This is a genomic window from Limnothrix sp. HT2024 (assembly GCF_059138625.1).
In genome coordinates, this window is record NZ_CM181121.1 from 4,217,810 (window position 1) to 4,243,740 (window position 25,931).

Annotated in this window: 20 protein-coding genes; 6 read left to right on the forward strand and 14 right to left on the reverse strand. The window is 55.3% G+C overall.

Annotation, left to right across the window (positions count from 1 at the left end):
• Positions 1-36 precede the first annotated feature (36 nt).
• On the reverse strand, positions 37-1,038 hold the full coding sequence (locus AC2IAX_RS17345; protein WP_494388558.1) for a cytochrome c oxidase subunit II: 1,002 nt from the start codon (positions 1,036-1,038) through the stop codon (positions 37-39).
• 732 nt (positions 1,039-1,770) lie between these two features.
• Here AC2IAX_RS17345 and AC2IAX_RS17350 point away from each other — a divergent pair.
• Positions 1,771-2,736: a COX15/CtaA family protein gene (locus AC2IAX_RS17350; RefSeq protein ID WP_494388559.1), complete on the forward strand. Its 966-nt coding sequence runs from the start codon at positions 1,771-1,773 to the stop codon at positions 2,734-2,736.
• Positions 2,737-2,803: 67 nt separating this feature from the next.
• On the forward strand, positions 2,804-3,802 hold the full coding sequence (locus AC2IAX_RS17355) for a heme o synthase (RefSeq protein WP_494388560.1): 999 nt from the start codon (positions 2,804-2,806) through the stop codon (positions 3,800-3,802).
• Positions 3,803-3,879: 77 nt separating this feature from the next.
• Here AC2IAX_RS17355 and AC2IAX_RS17360 read toward each other — a convergent pair whose 3' ends face one another.
• The 3 genes from AC2IAX_RS17360 to AC2IAX_RS17370 all read right to left on the reverse strand — a co-directional run bounded on the left by AC2IAX_RS17360 (position 3,880) and on the right by AC2IAX_RS17370 (position 7,703).
• Positions 3,880-5,382, reverse strand: coding sequence for an MBOAT family O-acyltransferase (locus tag AC2IAX_RS17360; protein ID WP_494388561.1), 1,503 nt, complete (start codon positions 5,380-5,382; stop codon positions 3,880-3,882).
• Positions 5,383-5,464: 82 nt separating this feature from the next.
• Positions 5,465-6,907, reverse strand: a complete 1,443-nt coding sequence (locus tag AC2IAX_RS17365) for a DUF3370 domain-containing protein (RefSeq protein WP_494388562.1) — start codon at positions 6,905-6,907, stop codon at positions 5,465-5,467.
• Between the two features lie 604 nt (positions 6,908-7,511).
• Positions 7,512-7,703, reverse strand: a complete 192-nt coding sequence (locus AC2IAX_RS17370) for a hypothetical protein (RefSeq protein WP_494388563.1) — start codon at positions 7,701-7,703, stop codon at positions 7,512-7,514.
• Positions 7,704-7,724: 21 nt separating this feature from the next.
• Here AC2IAX_RS17370 and AC2IAX_RS17375 point away from each other — a divergent pair, with 21 nt between their 5' ends.
• Positions 7,725-9,290: a mechanosensitive ion channel gene (locus AC2IAX_RS17375; RefSeq protein WP_494388564.1), complete on the forward strand. Its 1,566-nt coding sequence runs from the start codon at positions 7,725-7,727 to the stop codon at positions 9,288-9,290.
• A gap of 177 nt (positions 9,291-9,467) precedes the next feature.
• On the opposite strand, the gene AC2IAX_RS17380 is transcribed toward AC2IAX_RS17375, so the two are convergent.
• The 8 genes from AC2IAX_RS17380 to uvrA all read right to left on the reverse strand — a co-directional run bounded on the left by AC2IAX_RS17380 (position 9,468) and on the right by uvrA (position 20,657).
• Positions 9,468-10,688, reverse strand: a complete 1,221-nt coding sequence (locus AC2IAX_RS17380) for an acyl-CoA dehydrogenase family protein (RefSeq protein WP_494388565.1) — start codon at positions 10,686-10,688, stop codon at positions 9,468-9,470.
• An 80-nt stretch (positions 10,689-10,768) separates the two neighbouring features.
• Positions 10,769-11,515: an ABC transporter ATP-binding protein gene (locus tag AC2IAX_RS17385; protein WP_494388566.1), complete on the reverse strand. Its 747-nt coding sequence runs from the start codon at positions 11,513-11,515 to the stop codon at positions 10,769-10,771.
• A gap of 148 nt (positions 11,516-11,663) precedes the next feature.
• Positions 11,664-12,503 (reverse strand): ABC transporter permease, encoded by an 840-nt coding sequence (locus AC2IAX_RS17390; RefSeq protein ID WP_494388567.1) that lies wholly within the window; start codon positions 12,501-12,503, stop codon positions 11,664-11,666.
• 131 nt (positions 12,504-12,634) lie between these two features.
• Positions 12,635-13,654 carry an aliphatic sulfonate ABC transporter substrate-binding protein gene (locus AC2IAX_RS17395; protein WP_494388568.1) on the reverse strand — a complete coding sequence of 340 codons (1,020 nt, stop codon included), beginning with the start codon at positions 13,652-13,654 and terminating at the stop codon, positions 12,635-12,637.
• A 102-nt stretch (positions 13,655-13,756) separates the two neighbouring features.
• The gene (ssuD, locus tag AC2IAX_RS17400) at positions 13,757-14,926 is read right to left on the reverse strand and encodes an FMNH2-dependent alkanesulfonate monooxygenase (protein WP_494388569.1); all 1,170 of its coding nucleotides are present in this window, start codon (positions 14,924-14,926) and stop codon (positions 13,757-13,759) included.
• A gap of 820 nt (positions 14,927-15,746) precedes the next feature.
• Entirely contained in the window at positions 15,747-16,538 is a 792-nt protein-coding gene (locus AC2IAX_RS17405; RefSeq protein ID WP_494388570.1) for a DUF1997 domain-containing protein, read from the reverse strand.
• A 53-nt stretch (positions 16,539-16,591) separates the two neighbouring features.
• Positions 16,592-17,527, reverse strand: a complete 936-nt coding sequence (locus AC2IAX_RS17410; protein ID WP_494388571.1) for an N-acetylmuramoyl-L-alanine amidase — start codon at positions 17,525-17,527, stop codon at positions 16,592-16,594.
• A 121-nt stretch (positions 17,528-17,648) separates the two neighbouring features.
• Positions 17,649-20,657 (reverse strand): excinuclease ABC subunit UvrA, encoded by a 3,009-nt coding sequence (gene uvrA, locus AC2IAX_RS17415; RefSeq protein WP_494388572.1) that lies wholly within the window; start codon positions 20,655-20,657, stop codon positions 17,649-17,651.
• 169 nt (positions 20,658-20,826) lie between these two features.
• On the opposite strand from uvrA, the gene AC2IAX_RS17420 reads away from it, so the two are divergent.
• From AC2IAX_RS17420 to AC2IAX_RS17430, 3 genes are all read left to right on the forward strand, one after another.
• Complete coding sequence (locus tag AC2IAX_RS17420) at positions 20,827-21,465, forward strand: Uma2 family endonuclease (protein WP_494388573.1); 639 nt, start codon at positions 20,827-20,829, stop codon at positions 21,463-21,465.
• Positions 21,466-21,837: 372 nt separating this feature from the next.
• Positions 21,838-22,290, forward strand: a complete 453-nt coding sequence (locus tag AC2IAX_RS17425) for a hypothetical protein (RefSeq protein WP_494388574.1) — start codon at positions 21,838-21,840, stop codon at positions 22,288-22,290.
• 55 nt (positions 22,291-22,345) lie between these two features.
• On the forward strand, positions 22,346-23,170 hold the full coding sequence (locus tag AC2IAX_RS17430) for a peroxiredoxin-like family protein (protein WP_494388575.1): 825 nt from the start codon (positions 22,346-22,348) through the stop codon (positions 23,168-23,170).
• Positions 23,171-23,177: 7 nt separating this feature from the next.
• Here AC2IAX_RS17430 and AC2IAX_RS17435 read toward each other — a convergent pair whose 3' ends face one another.
• Together AC2IAX_RS17435 and gltX are read right to left on the reverse strand one after the other, a co-directional pair.
• Positions 23,178-24,287 (reverse strand): tetratricopeptide repeat protein, encoded by a 1,110-nt coding sequence (locus tag AC2IAX_RS17435; protein WP_494388576.1) that lies wholly within the window; start codon positions 24,285-24,287, stop codon positions 23,178-23,180.
• A 189-nt stretch (positions 24,288-24,476) separates the two neighbouring features.
• Positions 24,477-25,925 (reverse strand): glutamate--tRNA ligase, encoded by a 1,449-nt coding sequence (gltX, locus tag AC2IAX_RS17440; RefSeq protein WP_494388577.1) that lies wholly within the window; start codon positions 25,923-25,925, stop codon positions 24,477-24,479.
• Positions 25,926-25,931 lie beyond the last annotated feature (6 nt).

Below are 25,931 nucleotides of genomic sequence, written 5' to 3' on the forward strand. Positions count from 1 at the left end.
CCCAGCCCGGATGCTGCGGCCAAGGGTGACCGCTGGTTACAGCGCAACGGGAGCCAATTGAGCGATCGCCCGGGTCTCGATCCCCAGCCGATCGCTGTAAACCTGTAAATATTCCGAATCCGTCAAATTTTGAGGATTTTGCGCCAGGGTCACCGTTGATCCTTGGCCCGTTTCCGTGGTTTCCGCCTCGGGCATCACACTCGCCACCCAGGCTTCATACTCTTCCGGTGTTTGCACCAGTACTTCGGTGCGCATTGCCCCGTGGAAGGAACCGCAAAGCTCGGCACAAACGATCGGGTAGCGGCCCGGCTGAATCGCCCGGAACCGTAATTGCGTGGGGCGACCGGGGATCGCATCCTGCTTAATCCGAAACTGCGGAATCCAAAAGGCGTGCAACACATCCATGGCGGAAATGTTGAGCTGCACATCTTGCCCCACGGGCACATGCAGTTCCCCAGCTATCACGTTCAAGTCAGGGTAGTTAAAAATCCAGGCGTATTGCAGCCCCTGCACATTGACCTGCAAGTCGGGGGCTTGGCCTTGGGAGCCGGGAGCCGCCCCTAACCCTAGGGCCACTTCCGTCCCGGTCGCCGCCGGGGTCTGGTCCAAAGTGGCGGCGATCGCGGTGTGGCGGCCGTGGTGGTGGGCCATGCCCATCCCGGCTCCGCTGGCCATCGGATCCAAGCCCCCCATGGAGTTATACACATCAAAGCTAAAGACCGAGATGCCCAAACAAATCACGGCGGGGATCGCAGTCCAAAGGATCTCTAGGGGAATGTTGCCCCGGATGGGCGGGCCGTCGGTGTCATCGCCGGGCTTGCGCCGAAAGCGCAGGATCGCGTAGACCAAACATCCTTGCACCAGCAGAAAAAGGCCCGTGGCAATGGTCAACATGGCCCCAAACAGGCGATCGACCTCGGGCGACACGTCCGTAGCCGACACCGGCAGCAGGAAATGATAGTTTTGCCCAACCCAAAGGCTGATTAGCGTTAAGCCAATGCCCATCAGCAGGGTCAGGATCGTACTAGGAACATTCATGGTGGTGCGTCACGCAAGACTGTAAAGGCAAAGGGCAACAGGCGATCGGGACAGGTCTGCCCCCTCCGTTGGGGGGCAACGGCCAATCGAGGGCGGCGGCCAACGAAGGGGAAAGGAGTGGGGGCAGCGGCCCATTGCGCTTGCCACTGCGTTACTGCCTTCAAAGGTAGACGGTTTTTTTAGGGAGCTGATTTGGTTTGTCAATATTTTTAAATATCTTTAGGATTCTCTTTGCCGTTAACAACCTTTAGGAAATCTTTGGGTTTCCTGGAGTCTGTCGATGGCGATTTTCAGCCATTCTGGCCGTGATTTGTCATCAACAATTAACATGCCCTAGATTGTACGAACTCATCGGCTGCCAAAAATCTTGAAATCTTGGGGCGATCGCCCATTGATACATCAATATCTGGGGATGATTTGAGAACTGGGCTGAAAATTGCCCTAGGAGGACGAAGGGCAGAAGTCCTGGGAAAGCTGTTATTTACAATACAAACTAAATCAAAAATCGTTTGATATGTAACGCTTTCTTGGGAGCAAACTTTGATCAAATGGGTAGTTCTTGATGAGCTTACCGTTAGTTGGCAGCGAATTTTAGGTCGAATCGACTAATTGTTGTACATTGCAACGTGTTGCAATCTTTGGCATGACATTTCCGCAATTTTCGGAACTGAGTTATGGTGGCGATGCACCTCATTGCGGCTTTTTAGACTCAAGATTTTCTTAAGAATTCCTATGGCGGAAACCGTGTTTCATCAGGCGGGGCATTCTTCCGAATCGGTGAAGACCTCGATCGCGATCATCGAGGTCAATTCATCTTTGGGAAGCGATCGAGTGCGGTGGTTGGCCAAGCGGCTGGCGGTGGCGGCCTGGTTGTTGATGGCGATCGGCTCGGCCACCCGCGTGGCGAATGCGGGGCTTGCCTGTCCCGATTGGCCCCTCTGCTATGGCCAGGCGGTTCCCTGGGCCCAGATGAATTGGCAGGTGTTTTTGGAATGGTTCCACCGGCTGGATGCAGCGGTGGTGGCCTTTGGGGCCCTGGGCTTGGCAGGCACGGCAGTTCGGTTTCGGCGGGAGCTGCCCGGTTGGGTGGTTCCGGCAACGGTGGCGGCCTTAGCCCTGGTGGTATTGCAAGCGGGGCTGGGGGCCCTGACGGTAACGGAGTTGCTGCGGTTTGATGTGGTAACGGCGCACTTAGGGACGGCGTTGGCATTCTTGGCCCTGTTGGTGGCGATCGCGGCGGGCTTGACTCCCCAACAAGCTTCGGGCACGGCGGCCGGCTTGGCGGGTTGGGCCCTGCTGGCGGCGATCGCGATCGATGTCCAAAGTCTGATCGGTGGCATTGTCGGATCGCGCTGGGCAGTACACCAATGCTTGGAGGGCGATCAGCTCTGTGGCGTTCTCCACACCCACTTTTGGGGCATTGTGCCCGCCGTCTTGACCACTGGCATTTTGCTGATCATGGCTTGGCGCACCCCGGCTTTGAATCCGCGTCTCCGTTCCCTACGGAGCCTGATTGCCCTGTTGCTGGTGGCGCAATTGGCCATTGGTTACAGCACCTATCACTTTCAATTGCGGGTGGCAGGGCTAACGGTGCTGCATGAGGCGATCGCGGCGGCCCTGTTGGCTTCGCTGGTGGCCTTCACGGTTTGGGCCGGACGCGATCGGTTGCGGGAGTCGCCCGATGGTCTGACAGCCTAAACGGCTCAGGACTCGCTCAGGACTCCCTCAGAATTCGCTGGTTGTTGATGTTGCCGGAATAGCTGCTATGCAAGAAATTGTGCAAAACCTGTCGAGCATGACCGAGGAAGCGGCTGTGTCACCCTGGCAGCGAGCTGGGTTGATCATTCGGAGCTATGTTCAGCTCACCAAGCCCCGGATCATTGTGTTGCTGCTGATTTCCACCGCAGCGGCCATGGCCCTGGCTGGGGGGGGTGATGTGGATCCGGTGCTGTTTTTGGCAACCTTGGCCGGTGGAGCCTTGGCCGCCGGTTCCGCTAATGCGATCAACTGTTTTTACGATCGCGACATTGATTCGATCATGGTGCGCACCCAAAAGCGCCCAATTCCCTCCGGGCAAATTCGCCCCCGTGATGCCTTGCTGTTCGCGATCGTCCTGGGCGTTGCGTCCTTTGGACTACTGACCTGGATGGCCAATCTGCTGGCGGCTCTGTTGGCGATGGCGGGAATTGGCTGCTATGTGGTGGTCTATACCCACTGGCTGAAGCGCCACAGCCCCCACAACATCGTGATTGGCGGCGCGGCGGGGGCCATTCCGCCCCTGGTGGGTTGGGCCGCCGTGACGGGCACACTGGATTGGCCCGCCTGGGCCTTGTTTTGGATTATTTTCCTCTGGACTCCGCCGCACTTCTGGGCGCTGGCTTTGATGATTCGCGATGACTACGCCAGTGTGGGTGTGCCCATGCTGCCGGTGGTGAGTGGCGACGAGGCCACAGCGAAGCAAATTCTGGGCTACTCGATCGCCCTGGTTCCTTTGACCTTGACGCTGGCTTGGCCCCTGGGCGAAACCGGCTGGCTCTACGGGGTGATTGCCCTGATTTTGGGGGGCATTTTGGTGCAAAAGTCCTGGCAACTGCTGGCCCTACCGAGCGATCGGGCCGTAGCCCGGGATCTGTTCAAATACTCGATCGGCTACCTGATGCTGCTCTGTGCCGGAGCCGTCCTGGCTGGGTTGCCGGTTACCCACAGCCTGCAAGTAGCCCTGTTTGATCAAGTGCAATCCCTCTGGCTGGCGATCGCGGCCTAGTGACTCGAAGCCCCCAAGGATCTAGCAAAATCTAGCGAGACCCAACGAGACCTAGAAGTTAGGACTAGAAGTCAGGCCTAGAAGTCAAAGTAAATAAACGGTACGCCCTCGGGCCCCAGAATCCAGACCAGATAAAGGCAGATGGGGACGAGGGCGATTTTTACCGGCTGTGTGAGCTGCAACCGTAGGCCCCGTTGACCAAACCAAGCCACCACCATCAGCAGCGCGATCGCCCCCAAGGCCGCTCCCAACCGCCAAGGATCCAACCCCAATGCTTCGTCGTAAACCTTTTCCAGGAAAGATACATCGCTCGATCGCCCCCAAAGGTGCTGAAACACCAGGCTCGACTGGCTCCAGTCCGGCAACCGAATCAGCACCCAGCTCAAAAACACCATCAGTTGCGTCAGGCCCCAAGCCAGCGCCACCCCCGCCGGATGGGCCCATAGGGCCGCCAGGGGACTGAAACGGTGGGAAGCCGCATCCACCAACCGATGCACCGCTAAAGCCAGCCCATGGGCCCCACCCCAAAGCACATAGCCCCAGTTGTCCCCATGCCACAGGCCACCCAATAACATCACGATCATTAGGTTGATGCAGGTGCGAACCAGACCTTGGCGGGAACCCCCCAGAGGAATGTAGAGATAGTTTCGGAGCCAGTCGCCAAGGGTGATGTGCCAGCGTCGCCAAAAGTCCGCAATGCTGGTGCTGAGATAAGGAAAATCAAAGTTTTGGGGCAGTTGAATCCCAAGCAACATCGCGCTGCCTCGGGCGATGTCCACATAGCCGCTGAAGTCCAGATAGAGCTGGAAACCATAGGCCCCGATCGCCAACCACAAGTCCCCGCTGCCCGCCCGCTCCAGGGTTCCGGGGCTGAAGATCGTGCGTACCCACAGGCCCAAGGAATCGGCAATCAGTCCCTTTTTGATGGCACCGCAGGCAATCAGCCACAGACCTTCGGTGATTTGTTCAGCCCGGGGATTGCGCGGGTGATCCAACTCTTCTAGTTGGCCGGCCAAGCCGTGATAGCGGACGATCGGCCCGGAAATCAGCTTTGGGAAAAAGAGCTTATAGGTACAAAATTTCAGCCAATCGCGGGCCGGAGGCGCACCGCGATAGACATCCACAAGATAAGCAATACATTCAAAGCAAAAGAAGCTGATGCCCAAGGGTGCTTCGATCCGATCGACCCAATTGGCCGCATCCAGCAGGGGCGGACTCTGGAACGCCCAGCCCAGGGAATTGAGGGCAAAGGGCACATATTTAAACCCAAACAACAACAGCAAGTTGAGGCTAATTCCCACCCACAGCAGGCGTTTGCGCTGTCGCTGGCGGGCTTCCGGGTTTGGCCCGCCCACGTAATGTCGAATCGATCGCCGATCGGTACGCAACATCCAGCCCAAGCTGTAGTTCAGGGCCGTGCCCACCAACAGCAGAGGGACGTAGAGGGGCTGCCGCAGGCCATAAAAAATTAGACTGGCAACCAACAGCAGGGCCCACCGCCCCGATCGCCAGGGCAGCAGCCAAAACAGGCCCACCGTTGAAATCAGCAGCCAACCATAGACTTGTGACAGAAACGTCATGGAACGCCCCCCGTTGCTTCCCCGAATGATAGGGCCGGTCGTTACCCAGAAACCCCAATGGACGATTCAGGATCGATCGCCCCTAACGGATGGATTGCACCGTCAGCACTTGGGGCGGTGTGGCATCGGGCGGATAGAGAAAATTCACCTGCACCACCCGCTTAGAACCGGGTCGTAGGGTGAGGGTAGCCAGGGGTTGTCCCTGTTCACCGCGATGTTGCACCACATGGATGAAGCGATCGATTGCATTGCCCAAATCATCTTGGTACTGCAACCGAATGGGCCCCCGGAAAAAGACCCGCTCTTCGGGCGGCTCTAAAAATCGTAGTTGATCGTTAGGCCCGTCTTCCTTCAAAGGGGTTTGAAACAAAATCGCCACTTGCTGCGGGCTGCCGGTGCGGTTGGTCAAGGGCAAGGTCAAGCTGTATTGCACCCCGTAATTACCGTGGGCCAGGTAGGCTGTGTCGGGATAACGAGCCACCATGGGCGCACTTTGCACCTGGCGCGTGCCCAATGTTCCTCGGGGCAAGGTGGCGATCGGGTAAGAGATGGCCCCGCCATCGGTAGGCACTCGCAGTTCATTCACCCCCGGATCCGTGAGGGTGGCCTCCCAGCGCGACCCCTTAGCCACGCCGGCCACTCGGCCATAGAAGAATCGAGCACTGGTTTCCGCCAAACTCAGGGAGGTGGGAGCCACGTCACGCGGGCCCGAAAGACCGCTGCGCACCAGCAGGTATTGCCACTCCCGCAGGCTGGGAATTTGTTCGCGGCCGTCGGGGGTTTTGGGCGAAAACATGGCCAAACTGGCCAGATAGACCGGCCCATTGGACTCGGCCCGAATTAGGGTCGATCGGGTGTTGGAAGAAGGGGTGATTTTGCCCACCGGAATTGGGGAATTCACCACCATTTCTGCTTCCCGAGGCCCTAACCGCAGATCCGATCGCAGCAGGCCCCGCCGCCGACCGCGCAACACATCCCCCACCACTCGGCTACCGGAACCGGAATAGATCGCCCCGATCGGGTCTTCCAGGTAGGCCGGCAAGGGTTTAAAGGGCGCTTCAAAGCGGCTGATATAGCTAGCGGCCTCGCGAATGTTCACATCAACGGTTCGCGGCCCTGGGTTATAGACCATCACCCCCTGAAACAGCGTGCGCCCTTCCTGATAGGCCGCCGCTCGGGAAATATGGTGCGAGAAAATGTCGAACCGCCCCTGAAAGGCATAGTTTAGGTGCGCCGAAGGCACGGCCATGCCGTTGGCCGGAAAAGTGGACAGCAAAATCCCTTCCGTCAGAACCACTTCAGGGCTGTTGCTGTTAAAAACCGGCACATTGTCCAGCCGCCCGGGGAGCGATCGCACCTCATGGCGCTGGGTAATCTCTCGCCGCCGCACGGGCTGCGGAGCCAAAATTTCATCTTCTGCGGCCTCCCGGCTCCCTGGGGAATCGGGTTCGGCCTGTTCGATCGGGGGCAGTTGAGCAATGGGCCCCACCTGGAGCGGAAACAAGCCAAGGAGCAGAGAGAGCATGGACTCGAAGGCAAAAACTAGGAGTGGAGTGGTTTAAGCGTGGAGGGGTTCGGGCTTGGCCTGGGGCACAGACAGCCATTAGCCGCTGTTTCGGCCAAGGGAAGCAAGGGAAAGCACTGATTGGTTCAATCCCGTACACCGGCTCATCGACATAGGGCTAACGGACAAAGGGCTATTTTTAAGCCGTTGACCAGTATGCCTGGATAGGGGCTGCTTGAGGGGATCAGCGATCGAGAAACCCGGGGCGGAATGGACGGAAACCTCGGTGAACCACAGCAGGCGGCAGAGACCGTTGGAGAATTGCGGGCTGCCGATATTTTCTGTTGGTCAAGCCGTCGATCAAGTGGGTGATCGAAATTTTGGTCGAGATCCTGCGAGAAACGCCCCAAACTTTAACATTTTCTATTGGGGGGTGAATGCCCCCGGACGGATCTCAAGAAACTTGATCCCTCGCCTGGGATGCCAACAGCCGCCAGTTTGCAAGTTTTGAGCCTGTTGGCCACCGTCATCCAATGGCGCGATCGGGCCCTTTGAATCGCCTTGTCCCCAGAGACCTTCTGTAATCCATCTGTTAGCCTTACGGTATCGCAGCGGCCAAGACGGCTCAACCCGTTACTAGCTGTGCCTTGAAGCCTGATGGAATGGTGCTGGTGGCCCATTTGGGGCCCCAGTGGGTTTCGCCCATGGGGGCCCAGCGATCGCCGCGATCGACCAACCGTCCCCCAATCCCCAAACTTGGGGCGGGGCCAAGGGTAACAGCCCGATCGCGGTGGCCCTTCCATCCCTTCAGGTGCATTCCACTGGAGCATCACAATCCATGACAATCGCAATTTGGCAAATCGTTTCTATGCCCCCAGCCCTTGCCTTGCCCGGGGCTGCTGCCCTTTATTCGGCCCAAGTTCCCCAAATCCCGGGCACGAGTCCGGATGTGGCCCCCTTCTTGAATGGCCTGGTGCGGGGGCTGGTGGCCCTGTTGGTGGGCTGGCTGTTGGCTATTTTGGTGGCCAGCGTCGTGCGCCACCTCCTCGGCCGGCTGGATATGGGGCGGCGGCTGTCGGGTTGGCTGTCGGGTCAGTCGGCTAGCGATGCCACCCTTGTCCCGATCGAAAACTGGGCCGGGGCGATCGCCTTTTGGACGATCATGCTCTTTGCCATTTTGGTTTTCCTGGATGCGGTCGGCCTGCAGGCGGCTTCAACTCCCCTTCAGCGCTTTTTAGGGGAAATTTTGGGCTATGCCCCTCGCATCTTCAGCGCCCTGGTTCTTACGGCATTGGCTTGGCTTGTGGCCACGGTGGTGAAACTGCTGCTCACCCGGGGGCTACAGCGCTTTTCCCTAGACGATCGCTTGGCGAGTCAAATGGGGGGCAGCAGTCCGATTCTGCTGAACGAAACCCTCGGCAACATCCTCTACTGGCTGATTCTGCTGCTGTTCCTGCCCTTTGTGCTGGATGCCTTGGCCTTGCAAGGGCCGCTGGAGCCAATTCAAGGGGCCGTGGCTCAGGTGCTAGAAGCGCTGCCACGCATCTTTAAGGCGGTGCTGGTGGGGGCGATCGGCTGGTTCATTGCCCGCTTGGTGCGGGTGGTGTTGACCAACTTCCTAGGATCAGCAGGGGTCGATCGCCTCGGTTACCGCATTGGCCTGAGCGGATTGGCAGGAACCCAAAGCCTGTCTTGGATCTCGGGAACCATTGCCTACACGGTGATTTTGATCGTCACGGCCATTTCGGTTTTGCAAGAGCTGCAAATCCAGGCCATTTCGGAACCCGCCGTGGCCATGCTGAATGAAATTCTGCTGTCCATTCCGTATATTCTGCGGGCGGTAATTATTTTGGCGCTCGCCTACGCGATCGGGCGATTCGTGGCCAATTTGGTCAGCAATTTCCTGAGCGGCGTGGGCTTCAACAACATGCCCCTCGCCTTAGGGTTGCCCATGACCGTGGGAGCCAAGTCTCCTTCGGATATTGCCGGGATCATCACCCTGGTGGGCATCATGCTGTTTGCCGCGATCGCCGCGATCGACAGCCTGAAAGTGCCGGAACTGACAGCCCTCGTGGCGGGGCTAACCACCATCCTCGGTCAAGTGCTCGTCGGGGCCTTGATTTTTGCCGTAGGCCTGTATCTGGCTAACTTGGCTTACCGGGTGATTGCCATGCCCGGCTCTCGCCAAGCCACCCTGCTGGCTCAAGTGGCCCGGTTGGCGATCATTGTGTTGGTGGGGGCCATGGCGTTGCAACAGATGGGAATTGCCCCGGATATTGTAAACCTGGCCTTTGGGTTGATCTTGGGTGCAGTGGCCGTGGCCAGCGCGATCGCCTTCGGTTTGGGCGGCCGTGATGTGGCCAGCGAGCAACTCCGCGAATGGATCAATAACCTCAAGCGCTAACCCGCAGCACTAACCTCCAGCGCCAAGGATTATCATCCAATTTCCAAGGTTCTAATCCTGGCGTTGGGACGTTACCAAAATCAAAGACAAGGGGTTTAAACCCCTTGTCCCATGTGGTAAAACTGGCACAAAAATGCTTGGTGCATTCTTGCGGTCAGTCTTCAGAAGCCCAAAACCCTAAAGGTAAAAATCAGGCTTGGGTAAGCGCTCATTCAAGACCCAATCACCAAGGGCTTTGATCTTGTAATCAATCGGATCATGAAGTGTGAAGGTTCGGAGATTACGCCAGAACTGATCAAACCCATAGCATCGACTGCTCGATCGCGCACCCATCGCCTCAAAAATTCCACTCGTCACATCCAATCCAACCTGGTGGGTAACCACCTTGGCCGAGGCAATTGCCAGGGCGCACTCAGCTCGCTCCTCCGATGAAAGGGCCCAACTGCGATCCCAAGCGGTTTGCAAGCGCTCAGCCGCACGGTCACAAAGCGCCGTAGCCGCCTCCAACCCAGCCCACCATTGACCATATCGTTGAAGGATATAGGGATCGTCGCCAGCGGTGGGCACTCCGGCGGTGGGCCAAGGACGAGTGCAGTGGCGAGTGTAAAGCCTGGCGCTATCTAACGCCCCCAGTGCAATTCCTAAGTAAATATTGGCTAAGTTGAGTTGTGTCAAACAGGCCCGAATGGTTCGGAATGGCTGATTGATTTGAGTTTGATCCTCCAAAATTTCTTCCGGCTTCACCAAAACATTGTTAAAAACAACGCTGCCGCTATCGGTCTGACGTTGCCCAATATTGTCCCAATTATTTTGCAGCTCAATTCCAGCACGTCTCGTAGGCAAAATGGCGATGACCTGCTTGCCGGATGCTTCTTCAGTGGCCATGGTCGGCAAAATATCCGAGTCTTTGGCTCCTGAACAAAATGTTTTAAATCCATTCAGGCGATAGCTCCCACCCTCTCTACTTAACTTGAGATTTTGGTCTAGTGGATTGAGCGCATTACACCAAAACCAATTCTGCTGAATAGTCTCTTGATAGTAATAATCTCGCTGCTGAACAGTCCCAAATAGGTAGGGAATAATCACTCCCAAGTTGTGGTAGGAGTAAACATGGGCGATCGAGCTGTCTACCTTGGCAAATTCGCGACTAATTCGCATTGCCAGAATCCAATTTTCTCCCCAGCCACCGGCAGAGCTGGGAATTATCAGCTTCAAGAGTCCGCTGTGACGTAGGCAATTGCGCTCAAGCAAGGGAGTCACACCGGCCGCGTCTCGCTCAATCACCGTTGTCGAAAAATCTTCTACTAGAGATTGAACAACCGCCAACGGGTCAAGCCGGTTTTGCTCAGTCCAATCACTAACCAAAACACTAGATCTTTCAGGTCTTAAATTCGTCATAACGTCCTTGGCGATCGGGAAATCGGTCATCAACTACAGTTCGCTCAGCAAGTCAATTCCAATAGGTCTGAGATTTGGGTTTAACGCTGTGCCAACTGAAGCTCCCTAGAAAAGTTGAGTGCATCTAGAATTTCGATCTTCCAACGCTGAAACTCCAGGCTCGTGCGCGATCGAGGACGTGGTAAATCGATGGTGAACTCTCGATAAACCCGTCCAGGACATTGCAAAACAATCACTCGATCGCTGAGTAGCACCGCCTCTTCAACGTCGTGAGTTACAAGTAATAAAGTTGGGCGATCCTCTTGCCAAAGATCCAGCAAATGATCTTGTTGCTTGAGTCGAGTAAACGCATCCAAGGCGCTAAATGGTTCATCCAGCAAAAGAATCGATGGACGAGTGACTAAAGCACGGGCGATCGCCACACGCTGCGCCATCCCACCTGATAACTGTCGAGGGAGTGCATCCGCAAACTGGCATAAACCAACCCGTGCAATGGCATCAGTGGTCAGCTCATCACGAACGGGAGGCGGTAATTTGGACAGGCCAAAGGCAATATTTTGACGAACTGTCAGCCAAGGCATTAAGCGCGGTTCCTGAAAGATTGTGCTCACCTTGGGATGCGGTTTTCGGATCACCTCATCATCAATCAGAACCTGCCCTAGGCTCGGGTGATCCAGACCGGCAATAATTCGCAGCAGAGTACTTTTGCCACAGCCACTAGCACCGACTAATCCAACAATTTCGCCCGGCTCTAGGGTCAAATCAATTCTGTCAATGGCAATGTAGCCATTTTTGAATTGTCTTCCAACTCCATCAATTTTTAGCATGTTCAATAGCCCTCATTCAAAGCAAATCATGTTCAGGTTCATCAATCTAACCGAGGCTCAAATGCGCCCAAATTTGGAATTCTCCAGATTTCAAAAATTCCGCATTACAGTTTGACAATGCTTTATTCTGGCGTTCTTGGAAAATGGTCTAAATAGATTGCTCACTCGATCCATAAACATCCTGCCAATGCAAAAGACGCTTACCAAAAATCAGAAGAATCAAATCTGTGGCCTTCCCAATGATTGCGAATAGCAAGATGCTGCCCAAAATAATTGAGGGCCTCCCGGTGGCCTGTCCATCAACCAACAAAAACCCTAATCCTTGGCTGGCACCCATAATCTCGGCAGCAACCACAAACATCCATCCCAATCCCAGTCCACTTCGTAACCCAACTAAATAAGCCGGTAGCGTGGCTGGGATAAAAACTCGCACAATGGATTCCCAATCGCTTAATCGATATACCTTGCCAACCTCAACCAGCTTGCGATCGACCTCTCGAACTCCCGTCATTAGATTGAGATAAACCGGAAAAAAGACTCCCACTGCAATTAGGGCTATTTTTGAAGGCTCCTGAATACCTAGCCAAAGGATAAACAAAGGAACCCAAGCCAGGGATGGAATACTCCGCAGTGCCTGCAAGAGGGGATCGCACAATTGGTGAAAAAATCGGAAGTACCCTGTCAGAGCGCCGATAACGGTTGCGAAACCACCACCAATCAAAAAACCCAAAAGCACCCTGTAAAGCGTGATGCCAATATGCCCAAACAGTTGACCATCAACGGTCAGTTGCCAAAGTGTTAGCAAAACGACCGATGGTGCAGGCATCAAGTTCTCTGGGAAGATGCTGAGTCGCGAAAGGATTTCCCAAGTCAGTAGTAGAGCTACTGGCAAAATTCCTCCTTGGAAGATGGATGAATCCCGCCAACGAATTTTCTGATTGGGCCGCAGTCGTCTAATTTCAGATTGCCGTTTGATGGTGGTGGTCACTGTTCTGACAAGCCTCAACTAGGTTCATATTTCCGGATTTGCCTGACCAGTCTGGTTTCAGAGTTGACTTGCTTGCCGCTGTTAATTGATTACTCAGCAGCTCAGTCAAGCCAACTCTCGGAATCAGTCAATTATTTTTTGACAATCTGATCAATGTACTGGGGATCAATGAGGCTATCTACAACCTGATTGACATTGACTGACTCTGGAATAATGCCACTTTTCTTGAGGACGCTCCCCGCTGCTACAATGGCATTTTTCTGTTGCCCACCAATGGCTGAATTTGAAAGGTCAGTTCGCTCCAGTTGCTTGGCAGCCACGGCAGGACTCAGCTTGGATTCCTTGACAAGAACTGCTTTCAATTCTTCCGGATTTTCCTGTGCCCATTGCCGCCCTTTTTCGTAGACTTGAAGCACACGTTCAACCAATTGCGGATAGCGTTGTGCAAATTCCTCCCGAACATTCAGCACGCCATAGCTATTGAATTCAGGATTGCGGGAAAACAAACGAGCGCCACTTTCCAATTCGGCTTTTGCCATATGTGGGTCTAGGCCGGCCCAAGCATCAACGTCACCCTTTTCAAGCGCGGCACGACCATCTGCGTGTTGCAGCGGGATGATTGTCACGTCTTTATCACTCAGTCCCACTTGATCCAGGGAGCGCAGCAGGAAAATGAAGGCATCAGTGCCTCGGGTTGCAGCAACCTTCTTACCTTTGAGATCCGAAACACTTTGAATTGATGACTTGCCCTTGGTGACCAATGCCACCCACTCGGGCTTGGAATAGGTATAGATTGACTTGATGGGATTACCATTCGCTTTCCCAATTAGGGCAGAAGCTCCAGCCGTTGAACCAAAGTCTAAGCTACGAGCATTCAAGAACTCCAAAGCTTTGTTACTGCCTTGACTTAAAACCCATTCAACTTGGATTTTATCTTTCGCAAATTCCGACTCAACCCAGCCCTTTTCTTTCAGAACAAGGCTCACAGGATTGTAATAGGCGTAATCTAATCGAATGGATTTGGGCAAGTCCGTTTTGGTTGCATTGCTGCATCCCACGGAAACGATGAAAACCAGGGCAAGACTTAGCAACCATTTAGGAAGCTTGAAGGTTTTGGCAATGAAACGAACAATTCTACTTTGACTGTTCATACTCAGCTCCTGGCCATATTGAGGACTTGATGGAGTGACAATGTTGGTTAAGCGGCGATGATGATTTCTTGCTGGAGTTCCTAGCGCTGGCCAACGGATGAACTAAACCGATACTGATTGGGGAGCGGGCAAACGATCGCGCAAGCTCTGGGATGAGGCATCGCCAAAGGGGCCAAACATCAGGGGGTTGACTAGATGTTGGGTTGATTGTTGTTCAACGGGAGCCAGAGGGAGTCGAGGTAGTAACAACTCCGCTGTGCGATAGGCTTCTTCCAAGTGGGGGTAACCCGAGAGAATGAAGGAATCAATGCCCAAGTCCGCATATTCTTGTAAGCGCTCAGCAACGGTTTCGGGATCGCCGACCAACGCTGTTCCAGCTCCCCCACGCACCAGGCCAACGCCCGCCCAGAGGTTGGGAGAAATTTCCAGGGACTCTCGACTGCCGTGATTGAGATGGGTCATGCGACGTTGGCCCTCAGAATCCATGCGAGCAAAATCTGCCTGTGCACGAGCAACTGCTGACTCGTCCACGTAACGCAGTAGGTCTTCTGCGGCTGCCCAGGCTTCGGATGTTGTTTCTCGCACCACCACATGCAGCCGAATTCCAAACCGGATTGATCGCCCTTGGGATTCGGCCTGTTGTCGAACATCAGCAATTTTTTGAGCGACGGCGGCTGGCGGTTCGCCCCAAGTCAGATAGGTATCTGCGTGTTTGGCTGCGACCCGATGCGCAGCAGTTGATGAGCCGCCAAACCATAGGGGCGGATAAGGTGTCTGAAGGGGTGGGAAAACTTGCTGCCCATCGCGCACATCAATGTGGTTGCCCGTGAAGTTTACGGTTTCCTGAAGCAGTAGCTTGCGCCAAACCGTCAGAAACTCGTCAGTTAGGGCGTAGCGATCGTCGTGGGCTAAGTGCAGGCCATCGCCTGCTAATTCCACAGGGTCGCCACCGGTAACAACATTGATCAGCAGTCGGCCCCCAGAGAGGCGATCGAACGTGGCGGCCATGCGTGCTGCCACACCCGGCATTGTGAGTCCAGGTCGCACGGCGACCAAAAATTTCATTCTCTGCGTTACGGCAATGAGCGCCGAGGCAACAACCCATGCGTCTTCGCAGGCCCGCCCTGTGGGTAATAGTGCTCCCGAAAACGGTAGGGCATCGATCGCCTGAGCAAGCTGTTTGAGATAGGCGAAGTCTGAAGGACGACCGCCAATATTCGTCCCCAAGTAGCGTCCATCACCATAGGTTGGAATAAACCAAAGGACATTCACAGTTGGCTACTCACGTTCAATCAAAAGGTGGGGATGAGGCCAGAATGCAAACGCTTTTGAACTTTAAAAGCGCGCATTTCGTGGCTGGTTTAATTGGCGGCTCCAGTTGAATGGGGCTGACCGATATGGCTGGCCCATATGCTTGGTCTATGCATATGAATTGAAGCCATGTTTTACAAAATACGATATTTAGATCGGAATACCGTATTTTCTCGAAAAAATATTACACAGATCTCAAGAATTATGCAAGTTCAGTTTTGAATATTCCTCTCAGCCGATCGAACAAGCATAGAGTGAAGATCTGAAAAATCAGAATTTCATTCCCTATGCCAAATCGCTGCTTGTTTTGCTCCGTAAGGCTTTCGCAAATGTGTTTGAACCAAAAATCTCTCGTGCTTTGTATTTTCCTGAAGTGGTCTAGGCGCTTTCAAGTTTTGATCGACACAGTAGCCAATGCATCACTCGCTTTAGATTGATTGCTTATTTTTGTCTAGTATTTCAAGCTACAAAAACAATCTTTTCGCTGATATTCTGACTCGCATCAATTCCGGAGTAACTACCGTCAGTGTCGTGGCGATCGAGCTAGGCGTAGCCAACACCTTCCCAAAGACATTGAGCCATTGAGCCTGTGGGTAAGGGGCAATTGACCTGTGAGGATCGAGAGTTTTCCGTGACAAGTCAGCACTGCCAGTGACGAGCCAGCACAAAACAGCCAGCCAACAGCCAGCGGCACTGATCGTTGGTAAGGCTAGCCAACCAGCGGGACCAGTCAACCAAAAACAACGAGTATGAAGAGGTGAAAATTCAGTTTAAGAACGCATCACAAAAAGCTGCGGTTGCGTTGCAATTGCTGGGGAAACGGCAAATTTTGGGACTCATGAAAATCCGTTTGTACCTTAGCCGTTAACCGGCGAGACACCTGGCGGACAATTTGCCCCAACAGTCGATCGCCCGTTCTTTGAATCAATCCTTGGGGCAAAACCCGAATAAAGCGCGGAAACCACACATCCACGTGCAAATCCAGCGTCCAAGTGACATGGGTATTTATGGGTTGCTCGGCCGCTTCGTCGGGATTGTCCACCGCCACCAGTTTCATGGCGGCCTGGAAGTCTACGGCGTAGCCCGGTGGGTCATAGTCGGGCACGGGGACGGTGCGGATGCCATAAACGCCCTGATCCGGCGGCAGGAGTTCGAGTCCCACTTTCGGTTCCACGTAATAGTCAAATGCGCCAAAGTGCCCGATCGTGATGGCATAGCTGTTCTGGTCGATCGGGTTGACCTGCATCGGATGAGCGCAGCGGTGAAACCACTCCTGATGCCCATCTAAATAGTTGGCGAAGATTTCCGGGGCGGCGGCGATTTCCATGTAGTCCTCAAAGCGGTTATAGAACCGCATGGGCCCATCGCTGTCATCCTCAGCATCGGAAGCATCGGAGTCCAATTGGGCGCTTTGAGCACCAGTCTGAACACCGTCCTGAGCAATCCCTTGAGCACTCTCTGGAGCCTTGTGATTATTGGTTGACGGGTCTTGCGCCTCAAGGGCCGCATCGTCCGATCGCCCCTCGTTGGGATCGGATTCCGGTGACCAGTCAGGGGTAGAACGCATAGCCATGCAATATCAACACCTTGGAGACTATAGCCTGCTCGATCGCCCAACGTCCTGGCCTAGGGAACCAATTTGCCCCAGGTGGCTGGGCCCACCACCCCATCAGCCGCCAACCCTTGGGCTTTTTGGTAGGCCAGCACTGCGCTAACCGTCGCGTCGCTATATAGCCCCGTGGGTGGAACATTCAATCGGAATTGTAAATAGCGCACCGCCGGGCCATAGCCGTGATTGGGTCGCAACACAACGCGATCGACCGTGATCGACGTGATCGCCTCCCACATGGCGCGATTGCTCGCTTCCGTTTCCGCAGGCGAAATGGCAAAGATGGTTTTGAGGCGTTGTCTGGCTTGGTTGGTTTGGGGCCCCAGCTTGCCATCGGCGGCCAAGGGCTGGCCCGTGGGTGTGGCGTAAACCTGCAACCGGTTGAGGGCCTGCTGCAATTTCAAAATTTCTGGGTCGCTAGAGGCCGGGGGCGGCGTAGTGGCCGTTTGGCCGCCGGTCACGCCCGCCACGATCGCCCGCGCCATTTTGTCCGGGTCAAACCGCTTCATATCATCGGCGGAGTCCACAAAGCAGCATTCCACCAAAATGCTGGGCATATCCGTATGGGCTAGCACGTAAAAATTGCCCTCTTTGATGCCACGGTTGACATAGCCCAGCTTCAGAATTTCCGTGAGTACGGGTTGGGCAAATTTCTTCCCGGAATTGCTGGCGTACCAAACTTCAGAACCGCTGGTGCGACCGTTGTAGCTGTTGAAGTGGATGGAGACAAATAAATCCACATTGTTGGCATTGGCGGTGGCACAACGCTTGGAAAGCGAGTCCATGACGCTGGAGGCGCTTTTGGGGGTACAGTTCACCACCTGATGACCCAAGGCTTGCAGTTGGCTGATCACCCTTGTGCCGACGGCGATCGTGAGGTCATCTTCTTTTTTGATGCCCACTGCGCCAGTGTCGGGGGCCGCGTTGTGGCCCATGTCAATGCCATATTTCATTGAATCCAGTCTCCTCGGGTCTCTCAGGCTGCTAATCAGTTTAGCCGTTGCCTTGAGGGAGCGGCGACTGGGCGATCGCCCCTAAGCGGCTGCCTGTCGGAGGTTCGATCGCCCCCAGAGTTCAACCTCCATCGCCACTGGGAGGATGTTGTTCCAGGGCCAGCTTGAGATAGCGTCCCGTGTGGGAAACGGGATTGACGGCCACCTGTTCCGGTGTGCCGGTGGCGATGATTTGCCCACCCCGATCGCCCCCTTCGGGCCCCAGATCAATCACCCAATCGGCGCAACGGATAAAGTCCAAATTGTGTTCGATCGCCAGCACCGTATTGCCCTTGTCCACCAGCCGTTGCACCACGTCCAGCAGCTTATGCACGTCATAGAACGAGAGGCCTGTGGTCGGCTCATCGATCAGATACAGGGTTTTGCCCGTGGCGCGGCGAGCCAGTTCCGTGGCCAGTTTCACCCGCTGGGCTTCGCCGCCGGAAAGGGTGGGGGCGGGCTGGCCGAGCTTGATGTAACCCAAGCCCACATCGGAGAGGGTTTGCAGACGACTGACAGCTTTCGGCACGTTTTGGAACACGTCCAGGGCCTCATCGATCGTCATTTCCAGCACGTCGGCAATCGAGTAGCCCTTGTATTTCACCTGGAGCGTTTCCCGGTTGTAGCGCTTGCCTTTGCAGACTTCGCACTGCACATAAACATCGGGCAAGAAATTCATTTCGATCGTGTTCACGCCCTGTCCGCCACAGGCCTCGCAGCGGCCGCCCTTGACGTTGAAGGAGAATTGGCCGGCCTTGTAGCCCCGGGCTTTTGCTTCGATCGTTTGGGTAAAAACCTCGCGAATGATGTCGAACGCGCCCGTATAGGTGGCGGGGTTGGAGCGGGGCGTGCGCCCGATCGGGGATTGGTCGATCGCGATCGCCTTGTCGATATGTTGTAGGCCGCGAATCTCCCCCAAATCCGCTGGAAACGGAATCTTGTGACCCAAGTGGTGATAGATGGCGGGCAACAGCAGCTCATTCACCAAGGTGGACTTCCCGGAACCCGACACCCCCGTCACGCAAACAAATTTGCCCAGAGGCACTTCCACACTCACATGCTGCAAATTATTGCGGTGGGCATCCAGAATTTTCAGACTCAGGCCATTGCCCGATCGACGCTCGGCCGGGGTGCAAATTTGCCGCCGACCGGACAGATAGGCCCCCGTTAAGGAGGTTTCCGCCTTCAGCAAATCCGCCAGGGAGCCTTGGGCCACAATTTCGCCCCCATGGATGCCCGCGCCGGGGCCAATATCCACCAAATGATCCGCCGCCCGAATCGTGTCTTCATCGTGCTCCACCACAATCAACGTGTTGCCCAAGTCCCGCAACCGGGTGAGGGTGGCCAACAGCCGATCGTTATCCCGTTGGTGCAGACCAATGCTCGGTTCATCCAACACATAGAGCACCCCCGTCAAACCTGCGCCAATTTGGGTGGCGAGGCGGATCCGCTGGGCTTCGCCGCCGGAAAGGGTCGCCGCCGATCGATCCAAGGTCAAATAATCCAACCCCACATCGATCAGAAACTTCAATCGCGATTCCACCTCCTTCAGCGCCAGGGCCCCGATCGCCTGTTGCCGTTCCGAAAGGAGCGATCGGCCATCAACGCTGCCCGTGAGTTGTTGCACCCGCGCCAAGGCTTCCCGTACCGACACATTGGTTAAATCAATAATTCGGTAGGGGCCCAAGCGCACGGCCAGCGCCTCCGGTTTCAACCGTTGACCCTGGCAAACTTCGCAGGCCTGATCCACTAAATATTGCTCTAGCTTTTGTTTGTATTGATCAGAGGTGGATTCGCGATATTGTCGATCCAAAATCGGCAAGATCCCTTCATACTTTCGGTGGTAGCCCTGGCGTTCTCGGAATCGGGAATCCGTTTCAATCCAAATCGGTTTATCCGTGCCGTGAAGTAGGATTTGCTGCTGTTCTTCGCTGAGTTGGTTCCAAGGCGTTTGAATTTCAAACCCAAAGGCCTGCCCCACACTGTGCAGCAAGGATAAGTAATAGGTACTGTCCTTATCAGACCAAGGAGCCACCGCCGCATAAACCGGTAACTTGGGGTCCGGAATCACCAATTCTGGAGAAAAGGTGCGTAGAAATCCCAATCCGTGACAGGCGGGACAAGCTCCATAGGGCGAATTAAACGAAAAGAGTCGCGGTGACAACTCCTCCATCACTGCGCCATGTTCAGGGCAAGCAAAATTTTCGGAAAAGACCAAAGATTGGGGCAATTCCGTCCCCGTTTCTGACTTAGCTTCCCCATTGGTTGAATTCGCGACTGTTGCGCTATGGGTTCCCGAATCCGGCGCATGGGCAGCGGGCAAAATATCCACCACGGCCACCCCGCCCGCATGTTTGAGGCAAGTTTGTAAGGAGTCTACTAGGCGCTCTTGGATGCCTTCTTTTTTAATCAGCCGATCGACCACAATTTCAATGTCGTGAAACTTGTTTTTATCCAGTTCGATCGCATCACTCAGTTCGCGCACTTCCCCATCAATGCGCACCCGTGCAAACCCTTCGGAAACCAAACTCGATAGCAATTTTTTGTGGGTTCCTTTTTTGCCACGCACCACGGGCGCAAGGATTTGGAACCGGGTTCGATCGGGCAGTTCCATCACCCGATCGCACATTTGATCGATCGCTTGGGGCGCAATCCCCCGATCGCAAATCGGACAGTGTGGCTCACCGGCCCGCCCATAGAGCAACCGCAAATAGTCATAAATTTCCGTCACCGTCCCCACGGTCGATCGGGGGTTGTGGCTGGTGGATTTTTGGTCGATCGAAATGGCCGGACTTAGCCCCTCGATCGCATCCACATCAGGCTTATCCACCTGTCCCAAAAACTGCCTTGCATAGGCGCTCAGGGACTCCACATAGCGCCGCTGGCCCTCCGCAAAAATCGTGTCAAAGGCCAACGAAGACTTTCCCGATCCCGACACCCCCGTAAACACAATTAATTGATTGCGGGGCAGCTCCAAATCAAGATTTTTCAGGTTATGTTGCCTTGCGCCGCGCACATGGATCCGCTCGCGGACTTCGGGAGGCTGTGGCTGGCGATCGGGATGGGGACGAGAATTAGCAGAACTAGCCATTGGGCAACCACCGCAACAAACGCCAGCAAATTGAAAATAGCGCTCTTTATCCTAGCGTTCGATCGGGGCGGGCGGCGGCGCGGCCGAGACCGAAACGGTAGGATGGAAAGTGACGGGGCGATCGACCCAAGCCAGCTTGCCCCAGTTCCCCAGTAAAGAGATTTTGCCCATGATCGCCCAACTGGACAAGCAACCCCACAGCCTCGGAGCCTATAGCCCGGAAGCTTATCTCGATCGGGAAGTCAAGAGCGATCAGCGTCACGAATACCGAGATGGAGTCATCATCCCCATGACTGGCGGAACCCCCCAACACAATCGCATTAGTGGATTGTTCTACGCACGCCTACTATTTGCACTGCTCAATCGTCCCTATGAGATCTTTCATACGGATCAGCGGCTGTGGATTCCTGAGCGGCAGATGTATACCTATCCCGATGTGATGGTGTTGCCCAAGCCGATCGAACTGCAAGCGGGTCGCAAAGATACGGTAACGAATCCCTTGCTGATTGCAGAAGTGTTGTCCAAATCCACTCGAAACTATGATGGGGGCGAAAAATTTGCCGCCTACCGCACCATTCCCAGCTTTCAGGAATATCTCCTAATTGATCAATATGAAATGCGTGTTGAGCAATTCATCAAACTAGAGGATTGTGAATGGCGATTTTTGGAATACCGCAAGCCTGAATCTACTCTTCAGCTCAAAACTGTTGAATTAACTTTGCAATTAACCGATCTTTATAGCAATATTGATTTTTCGGAAATGGATTCATCGACTGATGAGCTGGCGATTGATCAGCCTGAAGACTAACAGGATATTTGGAACGTCAAAATCGAGAGGCTGCGGATCTGAACAGTTGATGAAGACAAAATGCTTAATCACCTTGCGCCGCAATTGTCTTTACTTTGTTAGAGGATGTCTGAAAAGCCAAACTTGCTACTCTGTATGCTCCAGCGATCAACGCAAACAAGGGGCTTAAGCCCCTTACCCCTACGATAATTGATGCTTGGCCCGTACTGAAAGATACTTCTCAGACATCTTCTTAGTCCTCAAAGATCCTTTTCCGATATCCTTGGAAGCTCTGAGATTCAATTGAAAACTAAACTAACGGGTATGATTCAGAAACTTCAGCAAAACACTGCTCAAAAGCCAAGCGAGCAGTCCAAAATCCAGCCCAAAATCTTGAAGAATAGGCTCATTGATCGTGGAACTTGGTTAGGCTCTGGGGCGATCGCGATCGGGCTAATTCTGATGGCTAATCCTTTGCGGGCCCAGCTCCCCAGCAATAGTAATGATCCGAATAATGCGCCCGATCGACCGCCAACCATGTCTCTGATTCTAGAAAACCGCACTAAAGATGCTTTTATTCGGCGGTTTGTGATCCGAGAACGGCGAAATCGTCCCGGAACCGATTTATTAGCAGATTCGATTGGCATTTATCCCAACGAAGCCCGGCTCATGACTGGCAACTATCCGCGTCGGCTTTTGAGTTGTGTGGAGGTGGTTCCCGTCGGAGGGGGTGAGCCAGTCCGCCATATTGACATGGGACGGGTGCAAGTTGCGGGCAATCGGGTTCGTTTTAGCATTGAAGGAAATTGGAAAGAACCACCCTTTGCACCGGGCCCTTGTCCCTAGAGAATGTCCGAAAAATTCTAGCCTTGCCAACAGTCTTGGAAAGATCTTGAATGTCATGGATTCTTGCTACCAAATTCTGCAAACCTACCAGCGAGAACGCGTGAGTGATGGGGCGATCGTCCCTGTTTTGAACGGGTGCGATCGGGCAGCCAAAATTCTGTTTATCGCGCTGCCCCAATTGGGGGATTTTGACAGTTTGGAATATGCCTGGTGGTTGCGTCGGGAGGCCGATCGCCTGCGTGATCACGAAATTGTGCTGCGGGCTGTGGGAATTGGCGATCGCTCCTCGGGGGAAAAATTTTGTGATTACACGGGGTTTCCCGCCGAAGCGCTGTTGATCGATCCGACGGCGGATCTCCATAGAAAATTGGGGCTATACGGGGGCTTGACTCGATCGTGGCCGGGCTTGCGATCGGGTCAAAGCGCTTGGCTGAATTTGATGTTGATGTGTGCGGGGCTGGGCAGTCCGGGCACGCTGGCGGAGGTGTTTCGGGGTTACCGGGGCGATCGCGCCGCACCGCAGTTGATCGCTGACGACGAAACGATCGACACAAAATTCCTGCCCCCGATGAAGGGTGACTTTTTTGCCCTGGCCGGTGGGCGTGGGTTTCAGCGTCCCTTTGAGCTGGCGACCTTGCGACTGCGAAATATGGTGGAAGTGTTGAGCCACTGGAATCGCTACGTTCCCGATGCCCAATACATGACCCAACGGGGGGGAACGTTTTTGTTCGATCGCGCCGGGAATTTGCTCTACGAACACCGCGATCGGGGAATTTTGGGTTTCGCCGCCAATATGGCTAATCCCTTGACTTTTTTGGATCAGTTGGAACCCCCGAATTTGAACCCACCCCAGACCGCGACGGTTGGCGACCCGACCTAAGCACCCATCACTTGGGCAGGGCATCGCGGGCGGCGATCGCATCGGGAACCCCCAAAGCGGCCGCGCGATCGAATGCTTCCCGGGCTTCAAAATTCCGCCCTTGCTTGGCCAACGCGCGACCCAATTTGAAATGGGCCATGCCCGTGTTGGGCTGCAATTCCACCAACCGCCGGTAGCCAATAATCGCCACCAACACATCGCCCGATTCCAAACTCAGATCCGCTAAAGCTTCTTGGGCCTCGTAGGAATCGCCATCGGCCGACACCGCCCGTTGATAGGCGGCGAGCGCTCCAGAAATATCGCCCTGTTCCCGCAGAATTTTGCCAATTTGCAGATGGACGGTCGGATTTCGCGGATTCAGTCGAGCCGCCTGGGCAAAAGCCGCCGTGGCCTCCGTGCTGTTGCCGGCCGCCAACCAGGCCACCCCGAGCGAAACATAGGTGCTGTCGCGGCGGGGATTCAGCTTTTGGGCTGCTTGCAACGCTGCGATCGCCTGTTGCACTTCGCCGGTCTTCAGGAGGGTTAGTCCCACAAACTCCTGGGCCGTCGCATTCCGGGGATCCAGGGTTAGAGCTTGACGATAGGCTTGCAGTGCGCCGCTGTAGTTGGCCTGGCGATAGAGCACGGCTCCCAGCCCCAAATGGGCATTCAGGTGGCGCTCATCCAACTGCACCGCGCGGTAGTAGGCGGCCAAGGCCGGTTCCAGGTCGTTAGTGTTGGCGAAGCTGAACCCAAGGGCATAGAAAAATTCAGCATTGCGCGGATCCAGCACCGTTGCCTGTTGATAGGCCCGGGCCGCTTCCGCGAAGTTGCCGCGCATGGCTTGCACATAGCCAATCCCGGAATAGATGCGGGCATTGTCCCGATCGAGCTGGGCCGCCCGTTCATAGATCACCAGGGCCGATTCCCAATCGCGCCGCTGCACAAACTGTTCGCCCCGTTCAATCAGATCCTGAAGTTGGGGATTGTTGCTGCTGTTGCTGACTTGGGCCAGGGTGAGGGGACTGGCTTGGGCCAACTCGGGAGCCAGCCCGATCGCCCCGAACCAAACCAGTAACCCCAGCGATCGCCCAATCAGCCGACGGTGGCGGGGTTGAAACCAGGATTGAATGGCCATAGTTGCGGTTTCGATCCTTGCGCGATCGAGCGAATGGAAGCGTTGCAGGAGATCTCTTGCCAAAGATTTCTTGCCAGAGATCTGTTGCTGAAGACTATTGCCGAAGATCTTAGGGCTTGCGGGGCCATCCCATTTGTGGACAGGGAACCAAAGACAAGGGGCTTCAGCCCCTTGCCACCCTGCTGGGATCTACCCTTGGGCGATCGCCTGGCCCGCTGCAATCCGGGCGCGATCGAACCCGCGCTGGCTCAAGATCAACCAAGTGGGCACCATCTCCGGCCCCTGCATCGCCCCCATCAGGGTGGCCCGCAGGGTGCGCATCACCTGGCCTTTCTTCGCGCCCGTGGACTTCACCACCTGATTAATCAGCGCCATGGCCGCGTCGTGCTCCAAGGGCTGATCGCTGAGTCCCTCCGCCAGGGCCGCCAAAATCTCCGCGCCGCCGGACTGGGCCAGTTGGGCCTTGGCTTCGTCGGTGTAGTCCACGGTTTCGCTAAAGAACAGCTTGGCCGCCTCGGGCGCTTGATCGAGCCGGACGATCGCCGTGGCCAGCAACCCGGCCAAGGCCTCCAGCCAGGGGCGATCGGCCACGGGGTCAAAGCTGTAGCCCGCGCCTTGCCAGTAGGGAATCAGGCGATCGAGCAGCTCGGCCGGCGGCATCTTGTGCAGGTATTGGGCATTCAGCCAGTTCAGCTTGTCCCAATCGAACTTCGCGCCCGCCTTGTTGACGCGATCGATCTCAAACTGAGCGGCCGCTTGCTCCAGGGAAAAGACTTCTTCCATCCCTTCCGGCGGGGCCCAACCCAACAGGGTCATGTAGTTGGCGATCGCCTCGGACAGATAACCCATGTTGCGGAATTCCGAAACCGAGGTGGCCCCGTCCCGCTTCGAGAGCTTGCGCCCTTCACGGTTCAAAATCAACGGCGTGTGGGCAAACTCGGGAACCGTTGCGCCCAGGGCTTCATAGAGCAAAATTTGCTTGGCGGTGTTGGCGATGTGGTCTTCACCCCGGATTACGTGGGTGATTTGCATATCAATGTCATCGACCACCACGGCCAGGTTGTAGAGCGGTTGGCCCACATCGTCAATGCCGGCCGCGCGGGCCACCACCATATCGCCGCCTAGATCAAAGCCTTTCCAAGTGACCGTGCCCCGCACCCGATCGTTCCAAGCGATCGTCCGCTTATCGTCAATTTTGAAGCGGATCACCGGCTGGCGACCTTCGGCAATGAAGGCAGCTTCCTGCTCGGGGGTTAAGTTGCGGTGGCGGTTGTCGTAGCGGGGCGCTTCGTTGCGGGCTTTTTGACCTTCGCGCAGTTTGTCCAATTCTTCGGGCGTGGTGTAGCAGCGGTAGGCCAAGCCCTTGTCGAGCAGGGTTTGGATCGCTTGCTTATACAACTCATTGCGCTTGGACTGGTAGAAGGGGCCTTCATCCCAGTTCATGCCCAGCCATTGCAGGCCTTCGAGGATGTTGGCTTCAAATTCGGGGCGCGATCGCTCGGTGTCGGTGTCTTCAATCCGCAGCACGAAGGTGCCGCCCGTGCGACGAGCATAAAGCCAGTTAAAAACGGCGGTGCGGGCCGTGCCGATGTGGAGGTTTCCGGTGGGGCTAGGGGCGAGGCGAACGCGAACGGACACGATGAT